Source organism: Kribbella sp. NBC_00482, from assembly GCF_036013725.1.
GTDB lineage: Bacteria > Actinomycetota > Actinomycetes > Propionibacteriales > Kribbellaceae > Kribbella.
Genome location: NZ_CP107881.1, coordinates 493,089 through 515,040 on the forward strand (window position 1 = coordinate 493,089; position 21,952 = coordinate 515,040).

Genomic DNA, 21,952 nt, shown 5'->3' on the forward strand with positions numbered 1-21,952 from the left:
CTCCCGGATACTTCTGGGCGTGATGCACGAGGGGCAATTGGATGTGACGGTCGAGCTGGTCGAAGGGCTCGTCAAGGAGCAGTTCCCGGAGTGGAGCGGGCTCGCGGTCCGCGCCGTACCGTCTCACGGGACCGTCAACGCGTTGTTCCGGATCGGCGATGAGTTGGTCGCCCGGTTCCCGATCCTGCCTGGTGATGCGGCGACGGTGCAGCAGGAGCTTGAGGACGAGGCGGATGCCGCGCGACGGTTGCGCGCGATGTCGCCGTACCCGACGCCGGAGCCGATCGCGATCGGTGCGCCGGGCTCGGGTTATCCGCTGCCGTGGGCGGTGCAGACCTGGGTGAACGGCACGATCGCGTACGACGCCGACGTCGCCGGGTCGACCGGCTTCGCCGAGGATCTCGCGCGGTTCGTGCTGACGCTGCGGGCGCAGCCGACCGAGGGTCGGGTGTTCGCGGGCTCGTGGCGTGGCGGAGTGCTGACTTCGCAGGACGAGTACGTCGTGGACGGGCTGGAGCGCAGTCGCGGGATGATCGACGTGGACGCGCTCGCCCGGTTGTGGGCAGACCTCCGGACGACGCCGCGCACCGAACCGGACGCCTGGACGCATCGCGACCTGATGCCGGGCAACCTGCTCGCGAAGGACGGCCGCCTGGCCGGCGTCATCGACGTCGGCACGTTCACGGTCTCGGACCCGGCGATGGATCTACAGCCCGCGTGGAACCTCCTCGACCCCACCGCGCGGTCGGCCTTCCGCGTTGCGCTCGGCAGCGACGAGGCCGAGTGGCGCCGCGGCATGGGCTGGTCGTTCGCCCAGGCCATCGGCTGCCTCTGGTACTACGTCGAGACCAACCCGGTCATGTCGCGCACCGCCCACCACACCCTCACCGCACTGCTCAAATCGCCCTAGCGACGAACACCCATTCTTTCCCGGGCCGATCCGGAGCCGCCCGTACGTCGTCGACCACGAACCCGGCCGCGACGAGCGATTCCTCGACCTCGGCGCGCTCGCGGAACCGCAGGGTGGACTGCGATGTGAGTACGGCGCCGTCCGACGAGAACACGTACGTGCCGCGGAAGGTAACGAACGGCAGCTCCACCGACAGCAGATCGCCCCAAGCCTCCACGGTCTCGCCCGCGACCTGCCGCACCTGATGGGTACGCTCGCGGGTCCACTCCTCCCACTGACGCCGCGCCGGATCCCGCGTCTCGAAGACGAACCTCCCTTGTGGTTCCAACGCGGCCCGTACCCCGCGCACCGTCGCCGACCATTCCTCGTCCGTCAGGAACACCTGCGCCACATTCCCCGTCATCAGCGCGAGGTCGACCTGCAACGGCGGCAACGTCGTCGCATCCCCGTGGATCCACCGCACCCGCTCCGCAAACTCCTTGCCCCGAGCAACCTCCAGCGAAGCAGCCGCCGGATCCACTCCGACGACGTCCACCCCGCTACTGGCGAGGAGACAGGCCAACTCGCCCGTCCCGCACCCCACATCCAGCACCTTCGCGGCGCCGAACTCCGCCACGATCGCCTCGTAGTGCTCCAGATCCCCCCGATCCGGATCCAGCGCGTCGTAAACCGCCGCCAACCGAGGCTCCCCGAACAAAGCGTCAACCATGCCCGCGACCGTAGTCCGATGCCCTCGGTCCATCCACTGTTTTTGTACCTAAGAACAGGACGTACATGTCTACGTATAGCCGCCGGCACGCCTGACCGGACGTCGGAGCGCCCTCAAAATCAGGCACACCTCCTGTCGTTAGCGCACACTCTCACGAGGTCGCACCGGTGTAGCGCCGTAATCCAGCCCGCCAAGCTAGCGCTGCTAGGGCGGCTGCGGCTGCTGCTGCGAGCACTCCGGCGAGTAGTACGTCGAGTTGCGGGCCGCGGAGCAGTGCTGTTGTCGGGACGCTGGCGATGAGTGCCATCGGGAAGACGTAGGTGAGGAGGATGCGGAGCGGGCGGGCGAAGACGTCCGTCGGGTACCGGCCGAGTTGCCAGGCCGAGTGGTAGAAGACATCCAACTGCAGCTTCGGCGCCCAGAACGTCAAGCACGCCAGCAGCACGCTCAACGCCCAGGTCACCACCGTTCCCGCCACGACCAGCACCAACCAACTCACCACGCCTCCAACACCCGGCGACCGATCAGCGACCCCGAGCCCCCAGGTCAGCACGCCAACGCCGAGAACAACCTGGATCAGTTGCAGCGGCGACGACAACGACAAACTGGACAGGAACAAACTCGGAGCCGGCTGCAACAGATAGCCGTCCAGCTTTCCCTCGCGGATCCCTGTCTCGGGGAACCACGACAGGTTCGGATCGATGAACGTCGTCCGCAGACCGGTGATCAGTTGGTACGTGCCGATCAGGACCAGGAACTCGGCCTTCGACCAGCCCGCCAACGTGTCGGCCCGGGTGAACACGATCAGCACGGCCGCGATCGCCGTACCCAGGCCGGTGAACGCGAGCAGCACTTCGAAGACGAGGTTGACGCGGAACGCCACGCTCCGGCGCAGGGACATCGAGAAGCCTGCCGCCAGCAAACGAAGGAGTTTCACGAGCCCACCGCCGTGTACCGACGGACGCCGGCTCTCCACAGGACCATGACCACGCCGACCAGCACGACCACCCACACCAGCTGATAGCCGAGCGATCCGCCGCCCCGCGTCCCGGCGGCGATCTCGGCCGGCAGACCGCTCATCCCGTAGAACGGCAGCACCTCAGCGACCCGCCGCAAGCCGTCCGGCAGCAACCCGATCGGCGCCGCCGTACCGCCGAACAGGAACACCAGCTGGCTACCGAACCCCACCACCGCATGCACCCGATCCGTCCAGAACGCCGTCAACGACAACAGGAACGTCCACAGGAAAATGAGCACCGCGGCCAGCACGAGGTACGGCGTACTCCGCAGCACCGCCCACCAGTCGAACCCGACCTGCAACGCGATCGCCGTGAGCAGCACGATCGGTGCCCCGAGCAACGTCAGCCAGGCACGGATGGCGAGATTCATGCCGATCACGCCGACCACCACCGGCTGCGGGCGGAGCAGTTCGTGGCTGAGCGTCCCGTTGTAGATCCGTTCGGAAAACGTGTGCTGCTCGAACGACTCGGTCATCAGCGTCACCAGGATGACCGCGACGTAGTACCGCGCGATCGCCGGATCGTCCGGATAGACCGCGGACCACACGAACAACCCGATCAACGGCGCGACCACGGCCTGCACCACGAGCGTCATCAGGAACCACCACGCGCCGGACCACTCCAGCACCTCCTGACGGAGCCGGAACCCGAGCAGTACTGCGGTTCTCATCGCAGCCCCTCGCGGTACGCCTGGTCGATGACCTTCTCCAGCGGCGGCTCCTCCACCGCGAGGTCAACGACCTCCAACGCCTGCAGCAAGCGTCCCGTCGTACCCGCGACCTCGTCCCGCGGCACCCGCAGTACCCACTGCCCGTCCGCCTTGTCGACCACCTCGCCGAACGACGAAGGGTCGCCTTGCGTCGAGATCCGGATCAGTTTGTACGGCGACAACCGCGCGGACAGTTCCGCGAGCGGACCGTCGTACTGGACCTTGCCCTTGTCGATCAGGATCAGGCGCGGGCAGAGGGACGCGACGTCGGCCATGTAGTGGCTGGTCAGGAGTACGGTCGCGCCGGTCTGCTCGACGTACTCCTGCACGAACTCGCGGATCAGGCTCGCCGCGCTGACGTCGAGACCGATCGTCGGCTCGTCGAGGAACAGCACCTCGGGGCGGTAGATCAGCGCCATCGCGAGTCCGACCCGCATCCGCTCACCGAGGCTGAGCGCGCGGAGTTGCCGCTCGAGTAGCGGTTCGAGCTCGAGGAGGGCTTCGAGTTCGGCCAAGGTACGGCGGAACGTGGCGCGCGGGACGTCGTACAGCAGGCGCTGGTACTCGAGGGAATCCATCACGGTCAGCTCCTGCGAACCGCCGACCGGTTGGCTGCCGCGGACGAACGCGATCCGCTTGAGGAACGCGGAGCGGCGTTGCCAGGGGACAGCGTCGAGGACCTGGACCGCGCCGCTGGTCGGGTGGAGGATCCCGGACAGGATCTTCATCGTCGTGGTCTTGCCTGCGCCGTTCGGGCCGATGAACCCCGCGATCTCGCCCGGGGCGATCGTGAACGACACCTCGTCGAGGGCCTGGACTGTCTTGTACTCGCGGCGTACCAGCGAACCGAACGCCGCCCGCAGCCCGCTTTTGCGGACCGGAGCCTTGTAGGACATCGAGAGGTTTTCCACCTCGACAGCAGTCATGGTGGGGAACGTACGAGGAAAAGACGCCAGCTTCTGGCTTGTTTTCCTGAGATAGTCGGAAGATGCGCGCCGAACGGCTCCTTCGACTGCTGCTGCACCTGCAGACACGCGGTCAGTCGACGGTCGCGCAACTGTCCGCAGCGCTCGCCGTCTCGCCGCGCACGATCCAGCGCGACCTGGATGCGTTGAGCCTTGCCGGCGTTCCGGTGTACTCGATCCGCGGGCGCGCTGGTGGGTGGACGCTGCTGCCTGACTACCGCAGTCGGCTGACCGGGCTGACGCCGTCGGAGGTCATGTCGGTGTTCGTCGGCGCGACAGCCCACGTACTCGCCGACCTCGGGCTCGACGCGTCCAGCGAACTCGCCGTCACGAAGCTGATCGCATCACTTCCCGAAGGCACTCGCCGCGAGGCCGAGTACGCGCGCCAACGCCTACTGATCGACCACGCCGGCTGGGACGACCGCCGCGAAACCCCACGCTGGCTGGACCTCTGCCGCGAAGCCCTGTGGGAAGAACGCCGCCTAGAAGTCACGTACGGCGACGGCGATCGGCGGGGGCCGTTTGCGATCTCGCCGCTCGGGCTGGTTGCCAAGGCGCGTACCTGGTACCTGGTCGCCGCCCGCACCGACGGCCGCCTCCGCACCTACCGCCTGTCCCGCCTGACCTCGGCCGAGCTCACCGCCGACACCTTCACCAGACCCGCCGACTTCGACCTGGCCACCTACTGGGCCCAGTCCCAGCGCGAGTTCCAGGCCTCGCGCCCGTCGTACCCGATCGTCCTGAAGGTCCGCGACCACGCCGTACGCCGCTTCCGCCCGACTACCCCGATGCTCCCCGCGGACGACGACTGGTGGATCATCCACACCGACCTCGAGAACCCCCACGAAGCCCAAGCCGCCGTCCTCGCCCAAGCCGGCGCCGCCCAAGTCATAGCCCCACCCGAACTGATCACCCTGGTCCACGACGCGGCCCGCGAAATCGCGAACACCCACTAATGCACTTTCGGCAGGGTGAGGATTTCGGGGCCGTTCTCGGTGATGGCGATGGTGTGTTCGGTGTGGGCGGTGCGGCAGCCGGTGATGCTGCGGAGGGTCCAGCCGTCGTCGTCGGTGACGAGTTCGGCGGTGTCCTGCATGACCCACGGTTCCAGGGCGAGCAGCAGGCCTGGGCGGAGCTTGTAGCCGCGACCGGGGCGCCCCGTGTTCGAGACGTGCGGGTCCTGGTGCATCGTCGTACCGATGCCGTGGCCGCCGAACTCGGTGTTGATCGGATACCCGGCCGCGCTGAGCACGGTCCCGATCGCCCGCGAGATGTCGCCGATCCTGGCCCCGGGAACAGCGGCCGCGATCCCCTCGGCCAGTGCGCGCTCGGTCGCGCTGATCATCGCGACGTCCTCCGGGGCCTTCGACTCACCCACGACGAAGCTGATCGCAGCGTCCGCCGCGATCCCTCCCAGGGAGACGGCGAGATCGAGCGTCAGCAGGTCACCGTCGGCGAGCTGGTAGTCGGACGGCTTTCCGTGCAGTACGGCGTCGTTGACCGCCGTACAGATGTAATGACCGAACGGCCCGCGTCCGAACGACGCCTCGTAGTCGACGTAACAGGACTGCCCGCCGGCCTCGGCGATCAGGGCCTTCGTCCACTGGTCGATGTCCAGCAGGTTCGTGCCGACCGCGGTCCGGCTCTTCAGCGACTGCAGAATCCCGCCGACCAGGGCGCCGGATTCCTTGGCTTGGGCCAGTTGGCGGGGGTCCAGGATCTCGATCATGCGCGGCCTCTCATATGCATCCAATAACTATACCGGCCATATTATCCCGGTACTATCATCGGATCATGGTCCGGCTCCCGCTCACCCCCGCGGAGGTCGAGCGCGGCGAGCGCCTCGGCACTCTACTTCGCCGCGCCCGGGGCGACCGCTCGATGCTCCAGACCGCCCTCGACGCCGGCGTCTCCCCCGAAACCCTCCGCAAAATAGAGTCCGGCCGCGTAGCCACCCCAGCCTTCCCCACCATCGCCGCCATAGCCGACGTCCTAGGCCTCTCCCTCGACACCCTCTGGACCGAAGTAAACCAACCCGAACCAAAGAGACTGGTCTCCTAGACCGTCAATCTTCGCGGACCACGACGGCGAAGAAGTCCTCTCCCTCCGCCACGCGGTAGCTGATGTTCTCCAACTGGTCCGCAGCGACGTCCCTGACGGAGATCACATCCAAATGCGCGGGAACGAAGGGGGCCAGGACACCTGGAGGTCGACCACCTCCAAGAAGGTCACCTCCAGCCGTGACCGGCCGTCCACCGACTCGGTGGTCAGGCGCACCGTCTGCCCGGACTGCTCGTGGCGGACCACGAAGCTCCGCAGGATCGGTATATCGATCGTCCGTAGGCGCGACCAGCCCACGGCGTCGTTGGTCACCGTGTCCATCATCCGAGGAACCTCCGAACGAACACCACCGGGCCTACCAGGGCTTTCCTTCTGTCACGAGGGCTGGGTTGGGGCGAGTGTCGTAGTACCGGAGCCAGTTTGGGACGACGCGGATGATCGAGAAACCGTCGGCGAGGGCGCGCGATCCCGGGAACTGGGCGAGATAGATCTGCCCGAAGGCATCCCGGTCGGGTCCTGACAGGATCTCTGCCGATCCTTCGACCTGAACGGACACACCGTCGTCCCAGCCGACCACCAGGGCGGCGCGTGCGCTGGCACGGAGGTTGTCGACCTTGCGCGTCGCGGTGTGCGAGTCGAACAGCACGTCGCCCTCGTCGGTGACGGCGAGGCCGACCAGCGCGGCTTCCGGGTTGCCGCCGCCGTCGACAGTCGCGACAACACCCTGCCGCGCCATGCGCACGAACGCGACGAACTCTTCACGCCTCATCGGTTCCGTTCCTCCATGCCGTCAGACTCCCGCCTGGCGATTAATTCTGCCTCCAGAACCGGATCGTCCTTCCATCGATCTCGACCGAGACCACAACCTGGTCCGTCATACGGTTCTGTCCACGAACGAGGACAGAGCGTCGGACCGCCAGCACTGACCAAGCCGCTGTCCGGAACGTCCGTCGCGCTGAATCGAGCGTCGGCCGAATATCCAGAGCCCGGTTGGTCAGTGGCGCAGGTCCGGCGTACCGACCAACGGGTAGTAGTTCCCAACTGTCGGCCAACGACTGCGTCGGCACGCGGCGCGGATCACCGCTGGACGAACCACTACCCGTCCATCGGTACACCCCGGCGCTGCCGGACGCCCAGGCCATCACAATCGGCCGGCATCCGTGGTCCAAGGCGTGCAACACCGGTGGAAGGATTCAGCTGTGATGGGCTGGCGGTCCGCCGTGATTGACGGGGTGCGCGAACGCGAACCAGCCTACTGCGCCGGAGGCGCCAGATGGCAGTCGCCGCCGGAGGCGGTGTGGTTTAGACGTTGAAGCGGAACTCGACTACGTCGCCGTCTTGCATGGTGTAGTCCTTGCCTTCCATGCGGACCTTGCCGGCGGAGCGGGCGGCGTTCATCGAGCCGGCTTCGACGAGGTCGTCGAAGGAGACGATCTCGGCCTTGATGAAGCCGCGCTGAAAGTCGGTGTGGATGACGCCGGCGGCCTCGGGGGCGGTGGCGCCGCGCTTGATCGTCCAGGCGCGGGACTCCTTGGGGCCTGCGGTCAGGTACGTCTGCAGCCCCAGCGTGTCGAACCCGACGCGCGCCAGTACGTCGAGACCGGGCTGGTCGATGCCCATCTCGGCGAGCATCTCGCGGGCCTCGTCCTCGTCGTCGAGCTCGACCAGTTCGGCCTCGAACTTGGCGTCCAGGAAGATCGCCTCGGCCGGCGCGACCAGGTCCCGCATCTTCTGCTTGAGGTCCTCGTCGGCGAGTTCGTCGGAGTCGCAGTTGAAGACGTACAGGTACGGCTTGGCGGTCATCAGCATCAGCTCGCGGATCGCGTCGCGGTCCACGTCGGTCGCGATGATCGGCGTACCGGCCTCGAGGTGCTTCTGGGCGGCGCGGACGGCTTCGAGCGTGACCGCGGCCTCCTTCTTGAGGCGGGTCTCCTTCTCCAGCCGCGGGATCGCCTTCTCGACGGTCTGCAGGTCGGCGAGGATCAGCTCGGTCTGGATCGTGGAGATGTCGTCGGCCGGCGAGACCTTGCCGTCGACGTGCGTGACGTCGTCGTCGCGGAACACCCGGGTGACCTGGCAGATCGCGTCCGACTCGCGGATGTGGCTGAGGAACTTGTTGCCCAGGCCCTCGCCCTCCGACGCGCCGCGGACGATCCCGGCGATGTCGACGAACTGCACGGTGGCCGGAATCACCTTCTGCGAGCTGAACACCTCGGCGAGCTTCCCCAGCCGCGGGTCCGGGACACCGACCACTCCGACGTTCGGCTCGATGGTCGCGAACGGGTAGTTCGCGGCGAGTACGTCGTTCTTGGTCAGCGCATTGAACAGGGTGGACTTGCCCGCGTTCGGGAGCCCGACGATTCCGATGGAGAGTGCCACGGGCGTCAAGGTTACGCGGCGAACACCGAAGTACCCCAATCCGTCAGATCAGGAAGGCTTCGAGTTCGGCGCCGTACCAGCGGGTGGTGCGGCCGATCGGGCGCATGCCGAGGCGGTTGCAGACGGCCAGTGACGCGACATTGTCCGGGCGGACGACCGCGTGGATCTGCCCGATCCCGGACGTGAACCCGTGCTCGATCGCACCCCGCGCCGACTCGGTCGCCAGGCCCCGTCCCCACGCGTCCGGGTGGAAATGCCAGCCGACCTCGACCTCCCCGCGGCCCTCGGTACCGTCCGTCGGGTCGGGCAGCGGGACGAGCAGTACGGTCCCCGCGATCGTCCCGGTGGCACGTTCCTCCACGGCCCAGACGCCGTACGGCGTCTCGCGGCTGCGCTCGTTCCACCGCATGATCGCCTTGGTCGCCGCACCGCGATCGGTCATCACCCGAGGCTCGGCGCCCAGCCAGCGGGACACCTCCCAGCGGCGGTAGATGTCGAAGACGCGGTCGCCGTCCGCGTCCGCCCAGTCACGCACCACGAGCCGGTCAGTCTCGAAAACCACCATGCTCCCCACCTCCCAAGGCTGTTCCTATTTCTGCGAACCAGGCGATCGCAAGCAACGTCTCCATCCTGTGACCACTTGGACCGATCGGATCGGGATCCCCTCACGCTTCGTGTTCGGATGCCTGCAGTTCCTGCGTTTCGGGTGGCTGGAGGTGGTGTCGTGCCTGTTCCCGGGATTCCTGTTCGCGGGCCTGGCGATCTCGAAGTACGTCCACCTGCCGATCGCGCGGTACGACGCTCTGCTGATCTACTGCCTCGGGCTGACACTGCTGTTCTGGGTGGTGCGGCTGGAGACCTGGCGTGAGGTCGCGGTGATCTTCGGGTTCCACCTGGTCGGGCTCGGGCTGGAGCTGTTCAAGGTCCGGGTCGGCTCTTGGCAGTACCCGGGCGACGCGGTGACGAAGTTCGCGGGAGTGCCGCTGTTCGCGGGATTCATGTACGCCGCGGTCGGCAGCTACCTGTGTCAGGCCTGGCGCCGGTTCGACCTCCGGGTGAGCAACTACCGCCCGATCCTGACCACGGTCTTCGCGGTGCTGATCTACGCGAACTTCTTCACCCATCAGTGGATCCCCGACCTGCGGATCCCGATCGCGCTCGGTCTGCTCCACGTGTTGCGCCGTACCTGGGTCTTCTTCACCGTCGGCGTACGGCGGTACCGGATGCCGCTGGCGTTGTCGTTCGCGTTGATCGGGTTCTTCCTGTGGATCGCGGAGAACTTCGGCACGTTCCTCGACGCGTGGAACTATCCGGATCAGGTGAGTGTGTGGCGGCTCGTGCATCCGGCGAAGTTCGGCGCGTGGTCGTTGCTGGTGAGCATGAGTTTCGTGCTGGTCGCGAGCGTGAAGTCCTTGGAGGGCCGGCTGTACCACCGTGGCGGGACCGCAACAGTCGAGATCTCACCGCAACACGGCAACGCCAACCAAGCTGAGGGGTAAGGCGTCTTCAGTGATGTGAGGGCGCCGGGGCTTGTCTGCCGGTCCCACGCCGTAGCGAGGAGGTGCTCGGTGCGGTGCATCGCCGTGCGGGGGCGAAGGTCTCGATGCGGAGCATCGTGGCCTTTGCACCCGTGCGGCGAGGTGCCGTGCCGAGTGCCCCGCAGTAGGCGTGGGACCGGCAGACAAGCCCACTGGGGCGCAACTGGGGAACCGCCTTAGCTGCAAGGGGAAAGTCATGTCCCGAAAGTTCGCCGCGTTCGTCGCGACCGGGGTGGCGCTGGCCGTCGTCGCCGGTTCGCTGCTGGTCCTGGCGCTCGGGCACGAACGGCAACCACGACCGGCCGCCGCGACCACGCAGAGCACGACGACACCGGCACCGACGCCCACCGAGACACCGACGCTGAACGCGCCGCCGTCGAAACCGCGCAAGCCGGCCCCGAACCCGACCGCGGAATTTGCCTCCGGCAACAAGAAGGTGTTGTTCTTCAGCTTCGACGACGGGCCGGACCCGTACTGGACGCCGAAGGTTCTGCAGGTCCTGAAGAAGTACGGCGCGCACGCGACGTTCTTCGAGCTCGGCTCGATGCAGACCGCGCACCCCGGGCTGCGCGAGCAGGTGCTTGCCGCCGGCCACACGATCGGCAGCCACTCGATCACGCACCCGCAACTGACGGCCGTGTCACCGGCGAAGCGGCACCACGAGATCTTCGACGGACCGGAGTCGACCTGCTTCCGGCCGCCGTACGGCGCCTCGAACCCGAAGGTCCGCGCCGACATCAAGGCGGCCGGCATGGTGCAGGTGCTGTGGGACGTCGACCCGCGCGACTGGGCCCGCCCTGGCACGAACGCGATCGTGCACAACATCCTCACCCACGCGCACAACCACAACATCATCCTGATGCACGACGGCGGCGGCAACCGAGCCCAAACCGTCGCCGCCCTCGACAAGGTCCTCCCGCTCCTGAAGGCCCAGGGCTACACCTTCCCCGCGATGAACTGCTGACGTCGGTCGCTCCGGGCCGCACACTGAGCCATGGATGCTTCCCGGGAACTGCACCGCCTGACCAGTGGGTACCAGGTGTCTCAAGCGGTGCATGTCGCCGCCAGGCTCGGCATCAGCGACGTACTCGCCGAAGGGCCGAAGAGTCTCGCCCAGCTCGTCGAGTCCACCGGAACGGACGCCGGGGCGTTGGCGCGCCTCATGCACGCGCTGGCCGCGCTCGGGCTGTACGCCGTCGACAACGGCGAGTACACCAACACCGAGCTCGGCGCGGCCCTGCGGACCGACGTACCACGCTCGGTCGCCGGCTGGGCCCGCTTCATCGGGAAGGACTCCCACTGGCAGGCGTACGCCGGTTTGGAGGACAGCATCCGTACAGGTGAGACGGCGTTTCCGGCAGTCCATGGCGAGCCGGTGTGGGAGTACCGCGCGAAGCGTCCCGAGGAGCAAGCGGCCTTCGACGCGGCCATGACCTCCATGTCGGAGACGCAAGCCGACGCGGTCGTCGACGCCTACGACTTCAGCCGGTTCGAAACGTTGGTCGACGTCGGCGGCGGTCGCGGCCGCCTGCTGACCGGCGTCCTGTCGCGGTACCCATCGGTCCGCGGAGTGCTCTTCGACCAGCCTGACGTGGTCGCGGGCGCACACGACCTGCTGTCCGCAGCGGGCCTGTCGGACCGTTGTCTCGTGGTCGGCGGCAACTTCTTCGACTCGGTCCCCGAGGGCGACGCGCACCTGCTGAAGGCGGTGATTCACGACTGGGCGGATGCCGAGTCGATCGAGATCCTGCGTTCCTGCCGGAAGTCGATGCCTGCCCACGGCCGTCTCCTGCTGGTGGAGCAGCTGTTGGACGAGTCGCCGGATCCCGTGCGTACGGCGTTCTCGGACCTCAACATGCTCGTGATGACCGGCGGACGCGAGCGGACGACGGACGAGTACCGCGCACTGCTCGCCGCAGCCGACCTCGACCTCGTGACCGCAGTTCCCACCGCCGGCCCCGCGTTCGTCCTCGAGGCGGCACCTCGCGCCTAGGGCGTGGTTCTCAGAAACTGTCGGTGGGGTTCGGCACTATCTGTGACATGACCGGTACTACGGTGTTGCTGATCCTGCTCTTCCTCGTGGTGGGGCTGTTGCTGGGTGCTGTGTTCGGCGTGCTGTGGGTGCGCGGACGGGACGGTGCTGCGCTCGCGCGGATCACGGCCGAGCGGGACGCCGCCGAGGACCGGGTGGTCGAGCTGACGCAGGAGCGGACCAGCGTCGGGCAGCAGATGGGCGGGCAGGCCGTCGTCAAGGAAGCGCTGGATCGCCTGCACGCGCAGCTGAATCAGCTCGAGCAGGGACGCGCGGCGTGGCAGAGCCAGCTGCATCAGCAGGTGAACGAGGTACGGATGAGCGGCGAGGCGTTGCGCCGCGAGACGGCGTCGTTGTCGACCGCGTTGCGCAAGCCGCAGGTGCGCGGCCGGTGGGGCGAGCTGCATCTGCGCCGCACCGTCGAGCTCGCCGGAATGGTTGCCCACTGCGACTTCACCGAGCAGACGACGACCGTCGCCGAGGACGGCATACTGCGGCCGGACCTCGTGGTGAGGCTTGCCGAGGGCAAGAATATCGTCGTCGACTCGAAGGTGCCGCTGGCCGCGTTCCTCGACGCGAGCGAGTCCGACGACGAGGAGCTCCGCGAGGACCGGTTGCGGGCGCACGCGCGGCACCTGCGGACCCATGTCGACCAGTTGGCCGCGAAGGCGTACTGGACGCGGCTGTCCCCGTCGCCCGAGTTCGTCATCCTCTTCGTGCCGGGCGAGTCGTTCCTGTCGGCAGCGCTCGACATCGAGCCTTCCCTGCTCGAGTACGCCGCTGAACGCCGGGTGATCCTCGCGACGCCGACCACGCTGATCGCGACGTTGCGCGCGGCGGCGTACGCGTGGAACCAGTCGGCGTTGACCGAGTCCGCGCAGCAGGTCTTCGAGCTCGGCCGCGAGCTGTACGAGCGACTCGGCACGATGGGCGACCACCTCGGCCGCGTCGGGCGCTCGCTCACATCTGCGGTCGAGGCCTACAACGGGACGGTCGGGTCGTTCGAGCGCCGGGTCTTCATCACCGCCCGCAAGCTCCGCGACCTGCATGTCACCGAGTCCGAGCTGACCGCGATGGAGTCGATCGAAGCGTCCGTGCGACCGCTCACGGCGCCCGAGTTCGTCGCACTGGACGAGTCGCCGACCACGAGGCGGTGGCCACCGTCACAGGCGGGCTGAATTGTTCCGGACGCTGATCGTCCGGAACCGCCGCTACTGTCCTTGCCATGGACAACCCACCAGTCACCGAGCCGCCGGTCGCCGGACCCGAGGCCGACACGTTGCTGGGGGCGCTCGAGCGCAACCGGCGTACCTTCGCCTGGAAGTGCGGCGGCCTGGACTCGGCCGGCCTGAACAAGCAGCACCCGCCGTCGACCGTGACGCTCGGCGGGCTGCTCAAGCATCTGGCGCTGGTCGAGGACGAGTACTTCACCCGCCGGCTCCTCGGCAAGGAACTCCCTGCGCCGTGGGATGCGGTCGATTGGGACGCCGACCCTGACTTCGAGTGGCACAGCGCGGCGGACGATTCGCCCGAAGAACTGATGGACCTGTGGCAGGCGGCGGTCGACCGCTCCCGCACCGCGGTCGCCGAGGTCCTCGCGACCGGCAGCGTCGACCAACTGGCTCAGTACAAAGGCCGCAACGGCGACTCCCCCAGCCTGCGCTACATCCTGGTCGACCTCATCGAGGAGTACGCGCGCCACACCGGCCACGCCGACCTGATCCGCGAATCCATCGACGGCCTCACCGGGGAGGGTGTGCCGCAGTAGACACGCCCTCGCTGTCGGAAAGCCGACAGTAGTGAGGTGTTGACAGTCGGTGTCCTTCTCGCGAAACGATGAGAGCGCTCTCTCGGGGGGCGACGTGAGGAGGAAGAATGCGCTTCAGAACCAGAGTGCTGGGTGTCGTCGCGGCTGCGGTGGCTGTGGCCGGCGTGCTGTCGGCGACCCCGGACCGGTCGGCCGACGCAGCCGTACCGGCGACGATTCCGCTGACGATCACGAACAACTCGGGCCGCGGCGACGCGGTCTACATCTACAACCTGGGCACGAACCTGGCCACCGGGCAGCAGGGCTGGGCGGACGCCTCGGGGACGTTCCACGCCTGGCCGGCCGGCGGCAACCCGCCGACCCCGGCGCCGGACGCGTCGATCGCCGGACCCACCAACGGGCAGTCCGTCACGATCCAGATGCCGAAGTTCTCCGGCCGCGTGTACTTCTCCTACGGCCAGAAGCTCGTCTTCAAGCTCACCACGGGCGGCCTCGTGCAACCCGCCGTACAGAACCCGAGCGATCCGAACCGGAACATCCTGTTCCACTGGTCGGAGTACACGCTCAACGACAGCGGCCTGTGGATCAACAGCACGCAGGTCGACATGGTCTCGGCGCCGTACGCCGTGAGCGTGAAGGCCGGGGACGGTTCCACGAAGACCACCGGCCACCTCAAGCCCGGCGGTTACAACGCCGTGTACGACGGCCTCCGCAACGCGCCCGGCGGCTGGGGCGGCCTGATCCAGACGGCGCCCGACGGCTCGGTGCTCCGCGCGCTCTCCCCGCTGTTCGGCGTCGAGACCGGGGCGATCCCGGCGAGCGCGATGGACGACTACATCAACCGCGTGTGGTCGAAGTACAGCTCGGAGACCCTGACGGTCACGCCGTTCGGCGACCAGCCGAACACCAAGTACTTCGGTCGCGTGTCCGGCGGCGTCATGAACTTCACGAACAGCTCCGGCGCGGTCGTCACGTCGTTCCAGAAGCCCGACTCGGCGAGCGTGTTCGGCTGCTTCAAGTTGCTGGACGCACCGAACGACCAGGTCCGCGGCCCGATCTCCCGCACCCTGTGCGCCGGCTACAACCGCTCCACCCTGCTGACGAACCCCAACCAGCCGGACCCCAACAACGCGAACTTCTACCAGGACGCGGTCACCAACCACTACTCGAAGATCATCCACTCCCAGATGGCCGACGGCCACGCGTACGGGTTCGCCTTCGACGACGTCGGCAACCACGAGGCGCTCGTCCACGACGGAAACCCGCAGCAGGCCGGCTTGATCCTCGATCCGTTCAACTGACGGCTTGACTCCTGGCTTGGTTAGTGGCAACTTACCGTTCGTGGGAACTTACGGATCACTCGAAGCTGCCGGACCGGTGCTGGACGCGCTGGGCGACCCGACGCGCCGGGTGATCCTCGAGACGCTGCGGACCGGCGGGCCGTGCTCGGTCGGCGTACTGGCCGAGCGCGTGCCCGTCAGCCGGCCCGCGATCTCGCAGCACCTGAAGGTGCTCGGCGCGGTCGGTCTGGTGCAGCACGAGGCGCGCGGGACCCGGAACATCTACCGGGTCCATCAGGCGGGTCTCGCCGAGCTGCGCAGCTGGCTCGACCAGTTCTGGGGCGACGCGTTGCAGGCGTACGCCGACCACGTCCAGCGGACTGCACGGGGGACCGAGGAGGAGCGGAAATGACTGTGGAACAAGACATCTCGCCGTTGGTGAAGACCGTCGTCGTACCGGTCGGGGTCGATCGGGCCTTCGAGGCGTTCACCGCGGAGACGTCGGCGTGGTGGCCGCTGTTCAGCCACTCGGTCGGCGCGGCCGCGGCGAACGCGGTACGACTGGAGGGCGCCGTCGGCGGACGCATCGTCGAGTACGGCGCCGACGGCGAGATCGCCACCTGGGGCACCCTGTCGGACTGGGATCCGCCGAAGACGCTGAGCTTCAGCTGGCACCCCGGCCAGGATCCGTCAGAAGCCGGGCAGGTCACGGTGACGTTCGACGCGACCGACGGCGGCACACAGGTCCAGCTCGTGCACTCCGGCTGGGAACGCCGCGGCGACGGCGGCCGGGCCCGTCTCAGCTACGACACGGGTTGGGACTTTGTGCTGGGCAAGTACGTCGAACACGCCCGATAGTTAGCAGATGACTCCCGTTGACGCGCGCGCACTGGAAGCCTCGCTGCGGCCGCATGGTGCATCGGTCATGCTGCCGCGGGCGGCGTACGTCGATCCGGAGGTGCTCGCCTGGGAACGCCGGCACTTCTTCGCCGGCACCTGGACGTGCCTCGGCCGCGTCGACGAGCTGTCGGACGGTACGACGTACCGCGAGGTGACCGTCGGCGACATCGCGACCGTGGTCACGTTCGGCGACGTACCGCGGGCGTTCGCGAACACGTGCCGGCATCGGGGTCACGAGCTGCTCCAGCGGGACGAGACGAGTGACCGGCGGGCCGTGGTGTGCCCGTACCACGGGTGGTCGTACGAGCTCGACGGCTCCGTGAAGGCGGCGCCGCGAATGGGCGATTGCTTCGACACGTCGCCGTACGGACTCGTCGAGCTGCCTGCTGAGGTGTGGCACGGCTGGCTGTTCGTGAACGCGACCGGTACGGCGGCATCGTTCGAGGAGCATCTCGGCGGGCTCACCGACCTCGTCGCGCCGTACGCGCCGGAATCCCTTGTTTTGAAGGCGCGACACGCGTACGACGTGGCATCGAACTGGAAGACGATCGTGGAGAACTACCACGAGTGTTACCACTGCCCGCTGATCCATCCCGAGCTGTGCAAGGTGTCGCCGCCGACCTCGGGCGACAACTGGAACCTGCCCGGCGCGTGGGTCGGCGGGCTGATGGACCTGCGACCGGACGCCGAGACGATGTCGCTCGACGGCCGGTCACTCGGGGTCCCGATCCCGGGCGTCGACCCGCGGCAGGTCAACTACCTCGGCCTCTTCCCGAACCTGCTGCTCTCGCTACATCCCGACTACGTGATGACCCATCGCCTCGAGCCGCGCACACCGGGCCTGACCGCGATCGAGTGCTCCTGGTACTTCCGGCCCGAGGTGACGGATCCGTCGTACGCCGTGGAGTTCTGGGACATCACGAACCGCGAGGACTGGGCCGCCTGCGAGTCGGTCCAACGCGGCGCAGAGTCCCCGCACTTCCGCCCCGGCCCACTGGCCCCCGCCGAGGACGCCGTCTACCAATGGGTCACCATGCTCGCCCGCGGCTACCTCGGCAAACCCCTCAGCACCTGAGGCGGGAACCCCCGCCGGTGACTGGGCACTAGCAATAGCCGGTCCCCAGTCCCCAACGCCAATCCCCAGTCAGTAGCCCAGCGTGAAGCGGCGGCGGTTGTGGGCCGGCTGCTCCGCCTCGTTGATCAGGGCCACCGCGTAGTCCTCGGCGGAGATGTGGTCGCCGACGGGCTCGTCCTGGCTCAGGCGGAAGACGCCGGTGCGCTCGCCGGGGGCGATCACGAAGGCCGGGGACAGCACGGTCCAGTTCACGTCGCTCGCGCGCAGGTTCTCGAGTGCCCGCGAGACGGTGAGCGACTCGTTCTTGTACTCGGCCGGGAAGTCCGGGCCGTCCACCACCCGGTTGCCGTCGACAACCAGGCTCCCGGCGCCGCCGACCACGAACAACCGGGTCGCCGTCCCCCGCACCGCGGCGATCAGGGTGTCGACCGCGTCCAGGTACTCCTGGTGGTCGCCGCCGGTCCGGCTCGGCCCGATCGCCGCGACCAGCACGTCCGAGTCCGCCGCCAGCTCCTTGGCCGCCGCCACGTCGTTCGCACTCCCCTGCACCGCGCGGACGCCGTCCGGCAGCTCGCCGCCGGAGCGCGTCACGCCGGCTACTTCGTGCCCGCGACCGACCGCCTCGGCCGCCACCCGGCTGCCGACCATCCCACTAGCACCGAACACCGCGATCTTCATCACTGCTCCCTGTCTGTTGACCTGACCTCGACGGTATCCATTGGTAACTGGCTACTTCAACGTGCTATAAGTACCTCGTGGTAACCAAAGGCAACGCGTTCGACCCGAACTGCCCGACCCGCACGATCCTGGACCGGATCGGCGACAAGTGGACGGTGCTCGCCGTCCTGAGTCTGCGCAGCGGCCCGCTCCGCTTCACCGAGCTCCGCGACGGCATCGGCCGGGTCGCGCCGAAGGTCCTCACCCAGACCCTGCGCCGGATGGAGCGCGACGGCCTGATCACCCGCGAGGTCTACCCGGAGATCCCGCCGCGCGTGGTCTATACCCTGACCCCGATGGGCACGTCCCTGATCGACCCGATCAGCGTGATCACCGACTGGGCCGAAACCCACATGCCCGCCATCACCACGGCGCAGGCGACGTACGACGACCGGGCCTGAAAATCGCCCGCAACACCGCTCAACCTTTCCGGTGCGCCCAGGCATCACAAGTCTGACCGAGTTGAACGAGATGGGGGGCTGGGGATGGACCCAGGACGCGACCACGAATTCGCGGAGTTCGTGGACGGGAGATTCACCGCGCTGCAGCGCTTCGGCTACCTGCTGACCGGTGAGTGGCATCTGGCCGAGGACCTGGTGCAGACCGCGCTGACGAAGGTGTGGTTCCACCGGAACTCGCTGCGGAGCGGCAACGCGCTGGAGAGTTACACCCGGACCGTGATGGTGAACACCAGCACGCAGTGGTGGCGACGGAAGTGGCGCGGTGAAACACCCACTGAGCAATTGCCCGAGCCGCGGGCCCAGGAACAGTACGACCCTGTCGACGACCGGGATCTGTTGCTGCGGGCACTCGCCACGCTGCCCCGCCGAACGCGGGCAGCGCTGGTCCTGCGGTATTTCGAGGACCTGCCGGAGGCCGAGATCGCCCAGATCATGGGCTGCTCGGTCGGCACCGTGAAGTCGAGCGTCTCCCGCGGGCTGGCCAAGCTCCGCGAACACCACCTCGTCGCCGCCGTTTCCGCTCCGGCCCAGAAGGAGGGCTGAATCATGACTGACGATCTCAAGCAGCAGTTCGAGCGGCTCGTCGCCGACCCGCCGCCACCCAGCACCGTTCCGAGCGAGTCCGTGTTCGCGCGAGTCCGTTCGGTACGGCGTCGTCGTACCGCCGGTGCGTTGACGCTGGCCGCGGCCGCGGTGGTCGCTGTCGCCGTTGCCACCAGCAACCTCACGGACATCGGCAGCAGCCCGCCCGTCACCAACAGCCCGAGCGCACCGGTGACGATCGTCACCGGACCCCCGACGAGCACGCAGGCGACGGTGGCACCGACCACGACCGGAACGACCACAATCACGAACACGACCACGCAAGGGACGACGACCGGGACCACACAGGGCACCGAGAAGACGACGGGCACGACGACAACGGGGGTCGGCACCACCAAGACGCCGCCGCCGGTCCAGCCGCCGGCCCGTCCGATCGAGGTCAACGTCGTGCTCAAGCCGACAGTCACCGGCCGCACCGTCGCAGTGAAGGTGACCGTCTCGGGCACCGTCATCGTGCCCACCGTCGACGGGAAGAACCTGCCCGCCGACACGTCGTTCCTCAACCTCTCCGGCGGCACGAACTACTACTGGGGCGACGGCGAGCAGGGCGGTTCGGACGGCGGTTCGGCCGGATGTGGCGGCACGACGCGCAAGACCGGTCGCGAGACGTACTCGATCGAAACGCACACCTACACGAAGCCGGGTACGTACACGCTGCGCTACGAGGTCCGGTACTGCAACGCCAAGAACAGCGCCTTCACGACCACCAAGACCGTCAAGGTGACGGTCAAATAGTCCAGGCGTGGTCGGAGGTGCCGGTGGTGGGGAGGCCGGCTGCCTTCAGGTCGGTGCGGAGGTCGCGGGGGAGGGCGAACGTCAGGCTCTCCTCCGCGGTCGTGACTTCCTGTACGTCGCCGTACCCGCGCTCGGCCAGCCAGCGCAGGACGTCGCGGACCAGGACCTCCGGCACGCTCGCGCCGCTGCTGACACCGACCGACTCGACGCCGTCCAGCCAGGCCTCGTCGATCTCGTCGGCGTAGTCGACCAGGTAGCCGGCCTTCGCGCCGTGTTCGACCGCGACCTCGACCAGGCGCACCGAGTTCGACGAGTTCCGGGAGCCGACCACGATCATCAGGTCGGCTTCCGCAGCCAGCTTCTTGACCGCGGCCTGGCGGTTCTGGGTGGCGTAGCAGATGTCGTCACTCGGCGGGTCCTGCAAGTGCGGGAACCGCTCGCGCAGCCGGCGTACGGTCTCCATCGTCTCGTCGACCGACAGCGTGGTCTGGGACAGCCAGACGACCTTCTCGGGGTCGCGGACGGTGACGTTCGGTACGTCGTCCGGGCCGTCGACGAGCGTCACGTGCTCCGGGGCCTCGCCGGAGGTGCCGATGACCTCCTCGTGGCCCTCGTGGCCGATCAGGAGGATGTCGTAGTCGGTCGCCGCGAACCGCTTCGCCTCGTGGTGCACCTTGGTGACCAGCGGGCAGGTCGCATCGATGGTTTTCAGCTGCCGCGCCGCCGCCTCCTCGTGGACCACTGGGGCGACGCCGTGCGCGGAGAAGATGACCGTCTCGCCCTCGGGCACCTCGTCGGTCTCGTCGACGAAGATCGCACCACGCTTCTGCAGCGTCTGTACGACGTACTTGTTGTGCACGATCTCCTTGCGCACATACACCGGCGGCCCGTACAGGTCGAGCGCCTTCTCCACCGCCACCACGGCCCGGTCAACACCCGCGCAGTACCCACGGGGCGCGGCGAGCAGCACGCGCTTCGTCTTCGTACTGATGGCACCAGGTTGAGAAGTCACGGTGCCCATCGTACGGGCCGCGATCACACCCTCCGGAGCTGGACCAGATGGGAAATCGTCAGTCCGAGACCACACACAGTGAGCGCAAGCCCGGCATTACCGAAAGTGGTCAGCCCTGGGCGGTCCGACCCGGTCCCCGGCTTCGTGATCAGCATCACGGCAATCAGCACCGCGAAGACCGCGATCACGACCGGCGGGCCGGCTGTCGTCGCGGGCCGCAACGTCGCCCACGCGAGCGCGACCACCAGACCGAACATCATCATCAACCCCACAGCCGCCGGACCACCCGCAGGCCGCGCAGCGGTCTCCCACAACGTCCCGTAGGCACCCTCGAGAATCGGCTGGAACGCGATCACCACCGAGACCACGGCCAGCGGACCGTAGAGCCGGGCGTAGCCGGTCGCGATCCGTTCCTTCGCCACGTGCGGCTCCACGTCGTGCCTCCTCGCACCGTCGAAACATCCAGCATGACGGCCGAGAGGGTCGAGGACGCGTGGGTTGCCGATGGCAACGGGCGTCGGGGAGCCGTCCGCCCTGTCCGGACGGCTCCTCCGCGGGAGGTGTACCTGCTCCTCAAGAGTCGCTCGGAAACGCCTTGTGCGCAAAGGGTTTTCGGACCCACTCCCGGAGTACGCCGAAATGCCTGTCGGTCAGCCCGATCCGCGCGTCGACCGGAAGGATCAACGCCTGTGGGAAGCGGGCTCGCTCGCTCTCCCCTACCTCGTCGTCCACCCAGGCGAACGGACGATCGCCGACCCAGTCCGCGACGTACGGCGCCTTCCAGGAACCCCGTCGTACCGGCGTGCGATCGGGCCAGAGGATCGTCGGCAGCTCAGGCAGCCCGAGCAAGGGCCCGAGCAGGCGATTGGCGCCGTACTCCCAGCTACTCGCCCACACCAGGTCGAAACTGCCCGCGAGCGCGTTGAGCTCCATCCCGTGCCGCGGATTGAGCAGAACCCGCCAGGTCTTCGCACCTTCAGTGATCTCGTGCCGCACGTACCCCGGCGGGACCCCCTCGGCCCGGTGCGGGTTGAGCGGACCGTCGAAATCCAACAACAGGAGTGGGTGCATTACTCAAC

28 protein-coding genes are annotated in these 21,952 nt (G+C 67.8%); 15 read left to right on the forward strand and 13 right to left on the reverse strand.

Annotated elements, in window-relative coordinates; translation table 11 throughout:
• Nucleotides 1-22 precede the first annotated feature (22 nt).
• On the forward strand, nucleotides 23-910 hold the full coding sequence (locus OHB24_RS02395; RefSeq protein ID WP_327641006.1) for an aminoglycoside phosphotransferase family protein: 888 nt from the start codon (nucleotides 23-25) through the stop codon (nucleotides 908-910).
• On the opposite strand, the gene OHB24_RS02400 is transcribed toward OHB24_RS02395, so the two are convergent.
• The 4 genes from OHB24_RS02400 to OHB24_RS02415 all read right to left on the reverse strand — a co-directional run bounded on the left by OHB24_RS02400 (nucleotide 897) and on the right by OHB24_RS02415 (nucleotide 4,273).
• Nucleotides 897-1,619 carry a class I SAM-dependent methyltransferase gene (locus tag OHB24_RS02400; protein ID WP_327637260.1) on the reverse strand — a complete coding sequence of 241 codons (723 nt, stop codon included), beginning with the start codon at nucleotides 1,617-1,619 and terminating at the stop codon, nucleotides 897-899. The two genes, OHB24_RS02395 and OHB24_RS02400, sit on opposite strands and share 14 nt — an antisense overlap.
• A gap of 151 nt (nucleotides 1,620-1,770) precedes the next feature.
• Nucleotides 1,771-2,556, reverse strand: a complete 786-nt coding sequence (locus OHB24_RS02405; RefSeq protein WP_327637261.1) for an ABC transporter permease — start codon at nucleotides 2,554-2,556, stop codon at nucleotides 1,771-1,773.
• On the reverse strand, nucleotides 2,553-3,308 hold the full coding sequence (locus OHB24_RS02410; RefSeq protein ID WP_327637262.1) for an ABC-2 family transporter protein: 756 nt from the start codon (nucleotides 3,306-3,308) through the stop codon (nucleotides 2,553-2,555). The genes OHB24_RS02405 and OHB24_RS02410 overlap by 4 nt, the downstream gene beginning before the upstream one ends.
• A complete protein-coding gene (locus OHB24_RS02415; protein ID WP_327637263.1) occupies nucleotides 3,305-4,273 on the reverse strand; it encodes an ABC transporter ATP-binding protein in 969 nt (322 codons plus the stop codon). The genes OHB24_RS02410 and OHB24_RS02415 overlap by 4 nt, the downstream gene beginning before the upstream one ends.
• A 62-nt stretch (nucleotides 4,274-4,335) precedes the next feature.
• On the opposite strand from OHB24_RS02415, the gene OHB24_RS02420 reads away from it, so the two are divergent.
• Nucleotides 4,336-5,268 carry a helix-turn-helix transcriptional regulator gene (locus OHB24_RS02420; protein ID WP_327637264.1) on the forward strand — a complete coding sequence of 311 codons (933 nt, stop codon included), beginning with the start codon at nucleotides 4,336-4,338 and terminating at the stop codon, nucleotides 5,266-5,268.
• Here the strand turns inward: OHB24_RS02420 and map are convergent.
• The gene (map, locus tag OHB24_RS02425; protein ID WP_327637265.1) at nucleotides 5,265-6,041 is read right to left on the reverse strand and encodes a type I methionyl aminopeptidase; all 777 of its coding nucleotides are present in this window, start codon (nucleotides 6,039-6,041) and stop codon (nucleotides 5,265-5,267) included. The genes OHB24_RS02420 and map overlap by 4 nt on opposite strands.
• A 65-nt stretch (nucleotides 6,042-6,106) precedes the next feature.
• Here map and OHB24_RS02430 point away from each other — a divergent pair, with 65 nt between their 5' ends.
• Complete coding sequence (locus tag OHB24_RS02430; protein ID WP_327637266.1) at nucleotides 6,107-6,373, forward strand: helix-turn-helix domain-containing protein; 267 nt, start codon at nucleotides 6,107-6,109, stop codon at nucleotides 6,371-6,373.
• A gap of 102 nt (nucleotides 6,374-6,475) precedes the next feature.
• Here the strand turns inward: OHB24_RS02430 and OHB24_RS02435 are convergent, their stop codons facing one another.
• The 4 genes from OHB24_RS02435 to OHB24_RS02450 form a co-directional block, all read right to left on the reverse strand.
• Nucleotides 6,476-6,697 carry a hypothetical protein gene (locus tag OHB24_RS02435; RefSeq protein WP_327637267.1) on the reverse strand — a complete coding sequence of 74 codons (222 nt, stop codon included), beginning with the start codon at nucleotides 6,695-6,697 and terminating at the stop codon, nucleotides 6,476-6,478.
• Nucleotides 6,698-6,728: 31 nt separating this feature from the next.
• Nucleotides 6,729-7,142 carry a pyridoxamine 5'-phosphate oxidase family protein gene (locus tag OHB24_RS02440; protein WP_327637269.1) on the reverse strand — a complete coding sequence of 138 codons (414 nt, stop codon included), beginning with the start codon at nucleotides 7,140-7,142 and terminating at the stop codon, nucleotides 6,729-6,731.
• Between the two features lie 533 nt (nucleotides 7,143-7,675).
• Nucleotides 7,676-8,752 (reverse strand): redox-regulated ATPase YchF, encoded by a 1,077-nt coding sequence (ychF, locus tag OHB24_RS02445; RefSeq protein ID WP_327637270.1) that lies wholly within the window; start codon nucleotides 8,750-8,752, stop codon nucleotides 7,676-7,678.
• Between the two features lie 43 nt (nucleotides 8,753-8,795).
• Nucleotides 8,796-9,317, reverse strand: a complete 522-nt coding sequence (locus tag OHB24_RS02450; RefSeq protein ID WP_327637271.1) for a GNAT family N-acetyltransferase — start codon at nucleotides 9,315-9,317, stop codon at nucleotides 8,796-8,798.
• Nucleotides 9,318-9,384: 67 nt separating this feature from the next.
• Between OHB24_RS02450 and OHB24_RS02455 the strand changes: the two genes are divergently transcribed.
• The 9 genes from OHB24_RS02455 to OHB24_RS02495 all read left to right on the forward strand — a co-directional run bounded on the left by OHB24_RS02455 (nucleotide 9,385) and on the right by OHB24_RS02495 (nucleotide 17,345).
• Nucleotides 9,385-10,251 (forward strand): DUF817 domain-containing protein, encoded by an 867-nt coding sequence (locus OHB24_RS02455; RefSeq protein WP_327637272.1) that lies wholly within the window; start codon nucleotides 9,385-9,387, stop codon nucleotides 10,249-10,251.
• 235 nt (nucleotides 10,252-10,486) lie between these two features.
• Nucleotides 10,487-11,254 carry a polysaccharide deacetylase family protein gene (locus OHB24_RS02460; RefSeq protein WP_327637273.1) on the forward strand — a complete coding sequence of 256 codons (768 nt, stop codon included), beginning with the start codon at nucleotides 10,487-10,489 and terminating at the stop codon, nucleotides 11,252-11,254.
• Between the two features lie 30 nt (nucleotides 11,255-11,284).
• Complete coding sequence (locus tag OHB24_RS02465) at nucleotides 11,285-12,283, forward strand: methyltransferase (protein ID WP_327637274.1); 999 nt, start codon at nucleotides 11,285-11,287, stop codon at nucleotides 12,281-12,283.
• 47 nt (nucleotides 12,284-12,330) lie between these two features.
• Complete coding sequence (locus tag OHB24_RS02470; RefSeq protein WP_327637275.1) at nucleotides 12,331-13,500, forward strand: DNA recombination protein RmuC; 1,170 nt, start codon at nucleotides 12,331-12,333, stop codon at nucleotides 13,498-13,500.
• Nucleotides 13,501-13,547: 47 nt separating this feature from the next.
• The gene (locus OHB24_RS02475) at nucleotides 13,548-14,090 is read left to right on the forward strand and encodes a DinB family protein (RefSeq protein WP_327637276.1); all 543 of its coding nucleotides are present in this window, start codon (nucleotides 13,548-13,550) and stop codon (nucleotides 14,088-14,090) included.
• Between the two features lie 107 nt (nucleotides 14,091-14,197).
• The gene (locus OHB24_RS02480; protein WP_327637277.1) at nucleotides 14,198-15,391 is read left to right on the forward strand and encodes a glycoside hydrolase family 64 protein; all 1,194 of its coding nucleotides are present in this window, start codon (nucleotides 14,198-14,200) and stop codon (nucleotides 15,389-15,391) included.
• A gap of 40 nt (nucleotides 15,392-15,431) precedes the next feature.
• A complete protein-coding gene (locus OHB24_RS02485) occupies nucleotides 15,432-15,782 on the forward strand; it encodes an ArsR/SmtB family transcription factor (RefSeq protein WP_327637278.1) in 351 nt (116 codons plus the stop codon).
• Nucleotides 15,779-16,228, forward strand: a complete 450-nt coding sequence (locus OHB24_RS02490; protein ID WP_327637279.1) for an SRPBCC domain-containing protein — start codon at nucleotides 15,779-15,781, stop codon at nucleotides 16,226-16,228. Before OHB24_RS02485 ends, OHB24_RS02490 begins: the two co-directional genes overlap by 4 nt.
• Before the next feature lie 7 nt (nucleotides 16,229-16,235).
• Nucleotides 16,236-17,345 carry an aromatic ring-hydroxylating oxygenase subunit alpha gene (locus OHB24_RS02495; protein WP_327637280.1) on the forward strand — a complete coding sequence of 370 codons (1,110 nt, stop codon included), beginning with the start codon at nucleotides 16,236-16,238 and terminating at the stop codon, nucleotides 17,343-17,345.
• 69 nt (nucleotides 17,346-17,414) lie between these two features.
• Here the strand turns inward: OHB24_RS02495 and OHB24_RS02500 are convergent, their stop codons facing one another.
• Nucleotides 17,415-18,023, reverse strand: coding sequence for an NAD(P)-dependent oxidoreductase (locus OHB24_RS02500; RefSeq protein WP_327637281.1), 609 nt, complete (start codon nucleotides 18,021-18,023; stop codon nucleotides 17,415-17,417).
• A 77-nt stretch (nucleotides 18,024-18,100) separates the two neighbouring features.
• On the opposite strand from OHB24_RS02500, the gene OHB24_RS02505 reads away from it, so the two are divergent.
• The 3 genes from OHB24_RS02505 (at nucleotide 18,101) to OHB24_RS02515 (ending at nucleotide 19,861) form a co-directional block, all read left to right on the forward strand.
• Nucleotides 18,101-18,463, forward strand: coding sequence for a winged helix-turn-helix transcriptional regulator (locus tag OHB24_RS02505; protein ID WP_327637282.1), 363 nt, complete (start codon nucleotides 18,101-18,103; stop codon nucleotides 18,461-18,463).
• An 84-nt stretch (nucleotides 18,464-18,547) separates the two neighbouring features.
• Complete coding sequence (locus OHB24_RS02510; RefSeq protein ID WP_327637283.1) at nucleotides 18,548-19,066, forward strand: SigE family RNA polymerase sigma factor; 519 nt, start codon at nucleotides 18,548-18,550, stop codon at nucleotides 19,064-19,066.
• Nucleotides 19,067-19,069: 3 nt separating this feature from the next.
• Complete coding sequence (locus OHB24_RS02515; RefSeq protein ID WP_327637284.1) at nucleotides 19,070-19,861, forward strand: hypothetical protein; 792 nt, start codon at nucleotides 19,070-19,072, stop codon at nucleotides 19,859-19,861.
• Here OHB24_RS02515 and OHB24_RS02520 read toward each other — a convergent pair.
• From OHB24_RS02520 to OHB24_RS02530, 3 genes are all read right to left on the reverse strand, one after another.
• On the reverse strand, nucleotides 19,854-20,882 hold the full coding sequence (locus OHB24_RS02520) for a 4-hydroxy-3-methylbut-2-enyl diphosphate reductase (RefSeq protein WP_327641007.1): 1,029 nt from the start codon (nucleotides 20,880-20,882) through the stop codon (nucleotides 19,854-19,856). The two genes, OHB24_RS02515 and OHB24_RS02520, sit on opposite strands and share 8 nt — an antisense overlap.
• A 14-nt stretch (nucleotides 20,883-20,896) precedes the next feature.
• Nucleotides 20,897-21,307, reverse strand: a complete 411-nt coding sequence (locus OHB24_RS02525; protein WP_327637285.1) for a hypothetical protein — start codon at nucleotides 21,305-21,307, stop codon at nucleotides 20,897-20,899.
• 139 nt (nucleotides 21,308-21,446) lie between these two features.
• Nucleotides 21,447-21,944, reverse strand: a complete 498-nt coding sequence (locus tag OHB24_RS02530) for an HAD domain-containing protein (RefSeq protein WP_327637286.1) — start codon at nucleotides 21,942-21,944, stop codon at nucleotides 21,447-21,449.
• Nucleotides 21,945-21,952 lie beyond the last annotated feature (8 nt).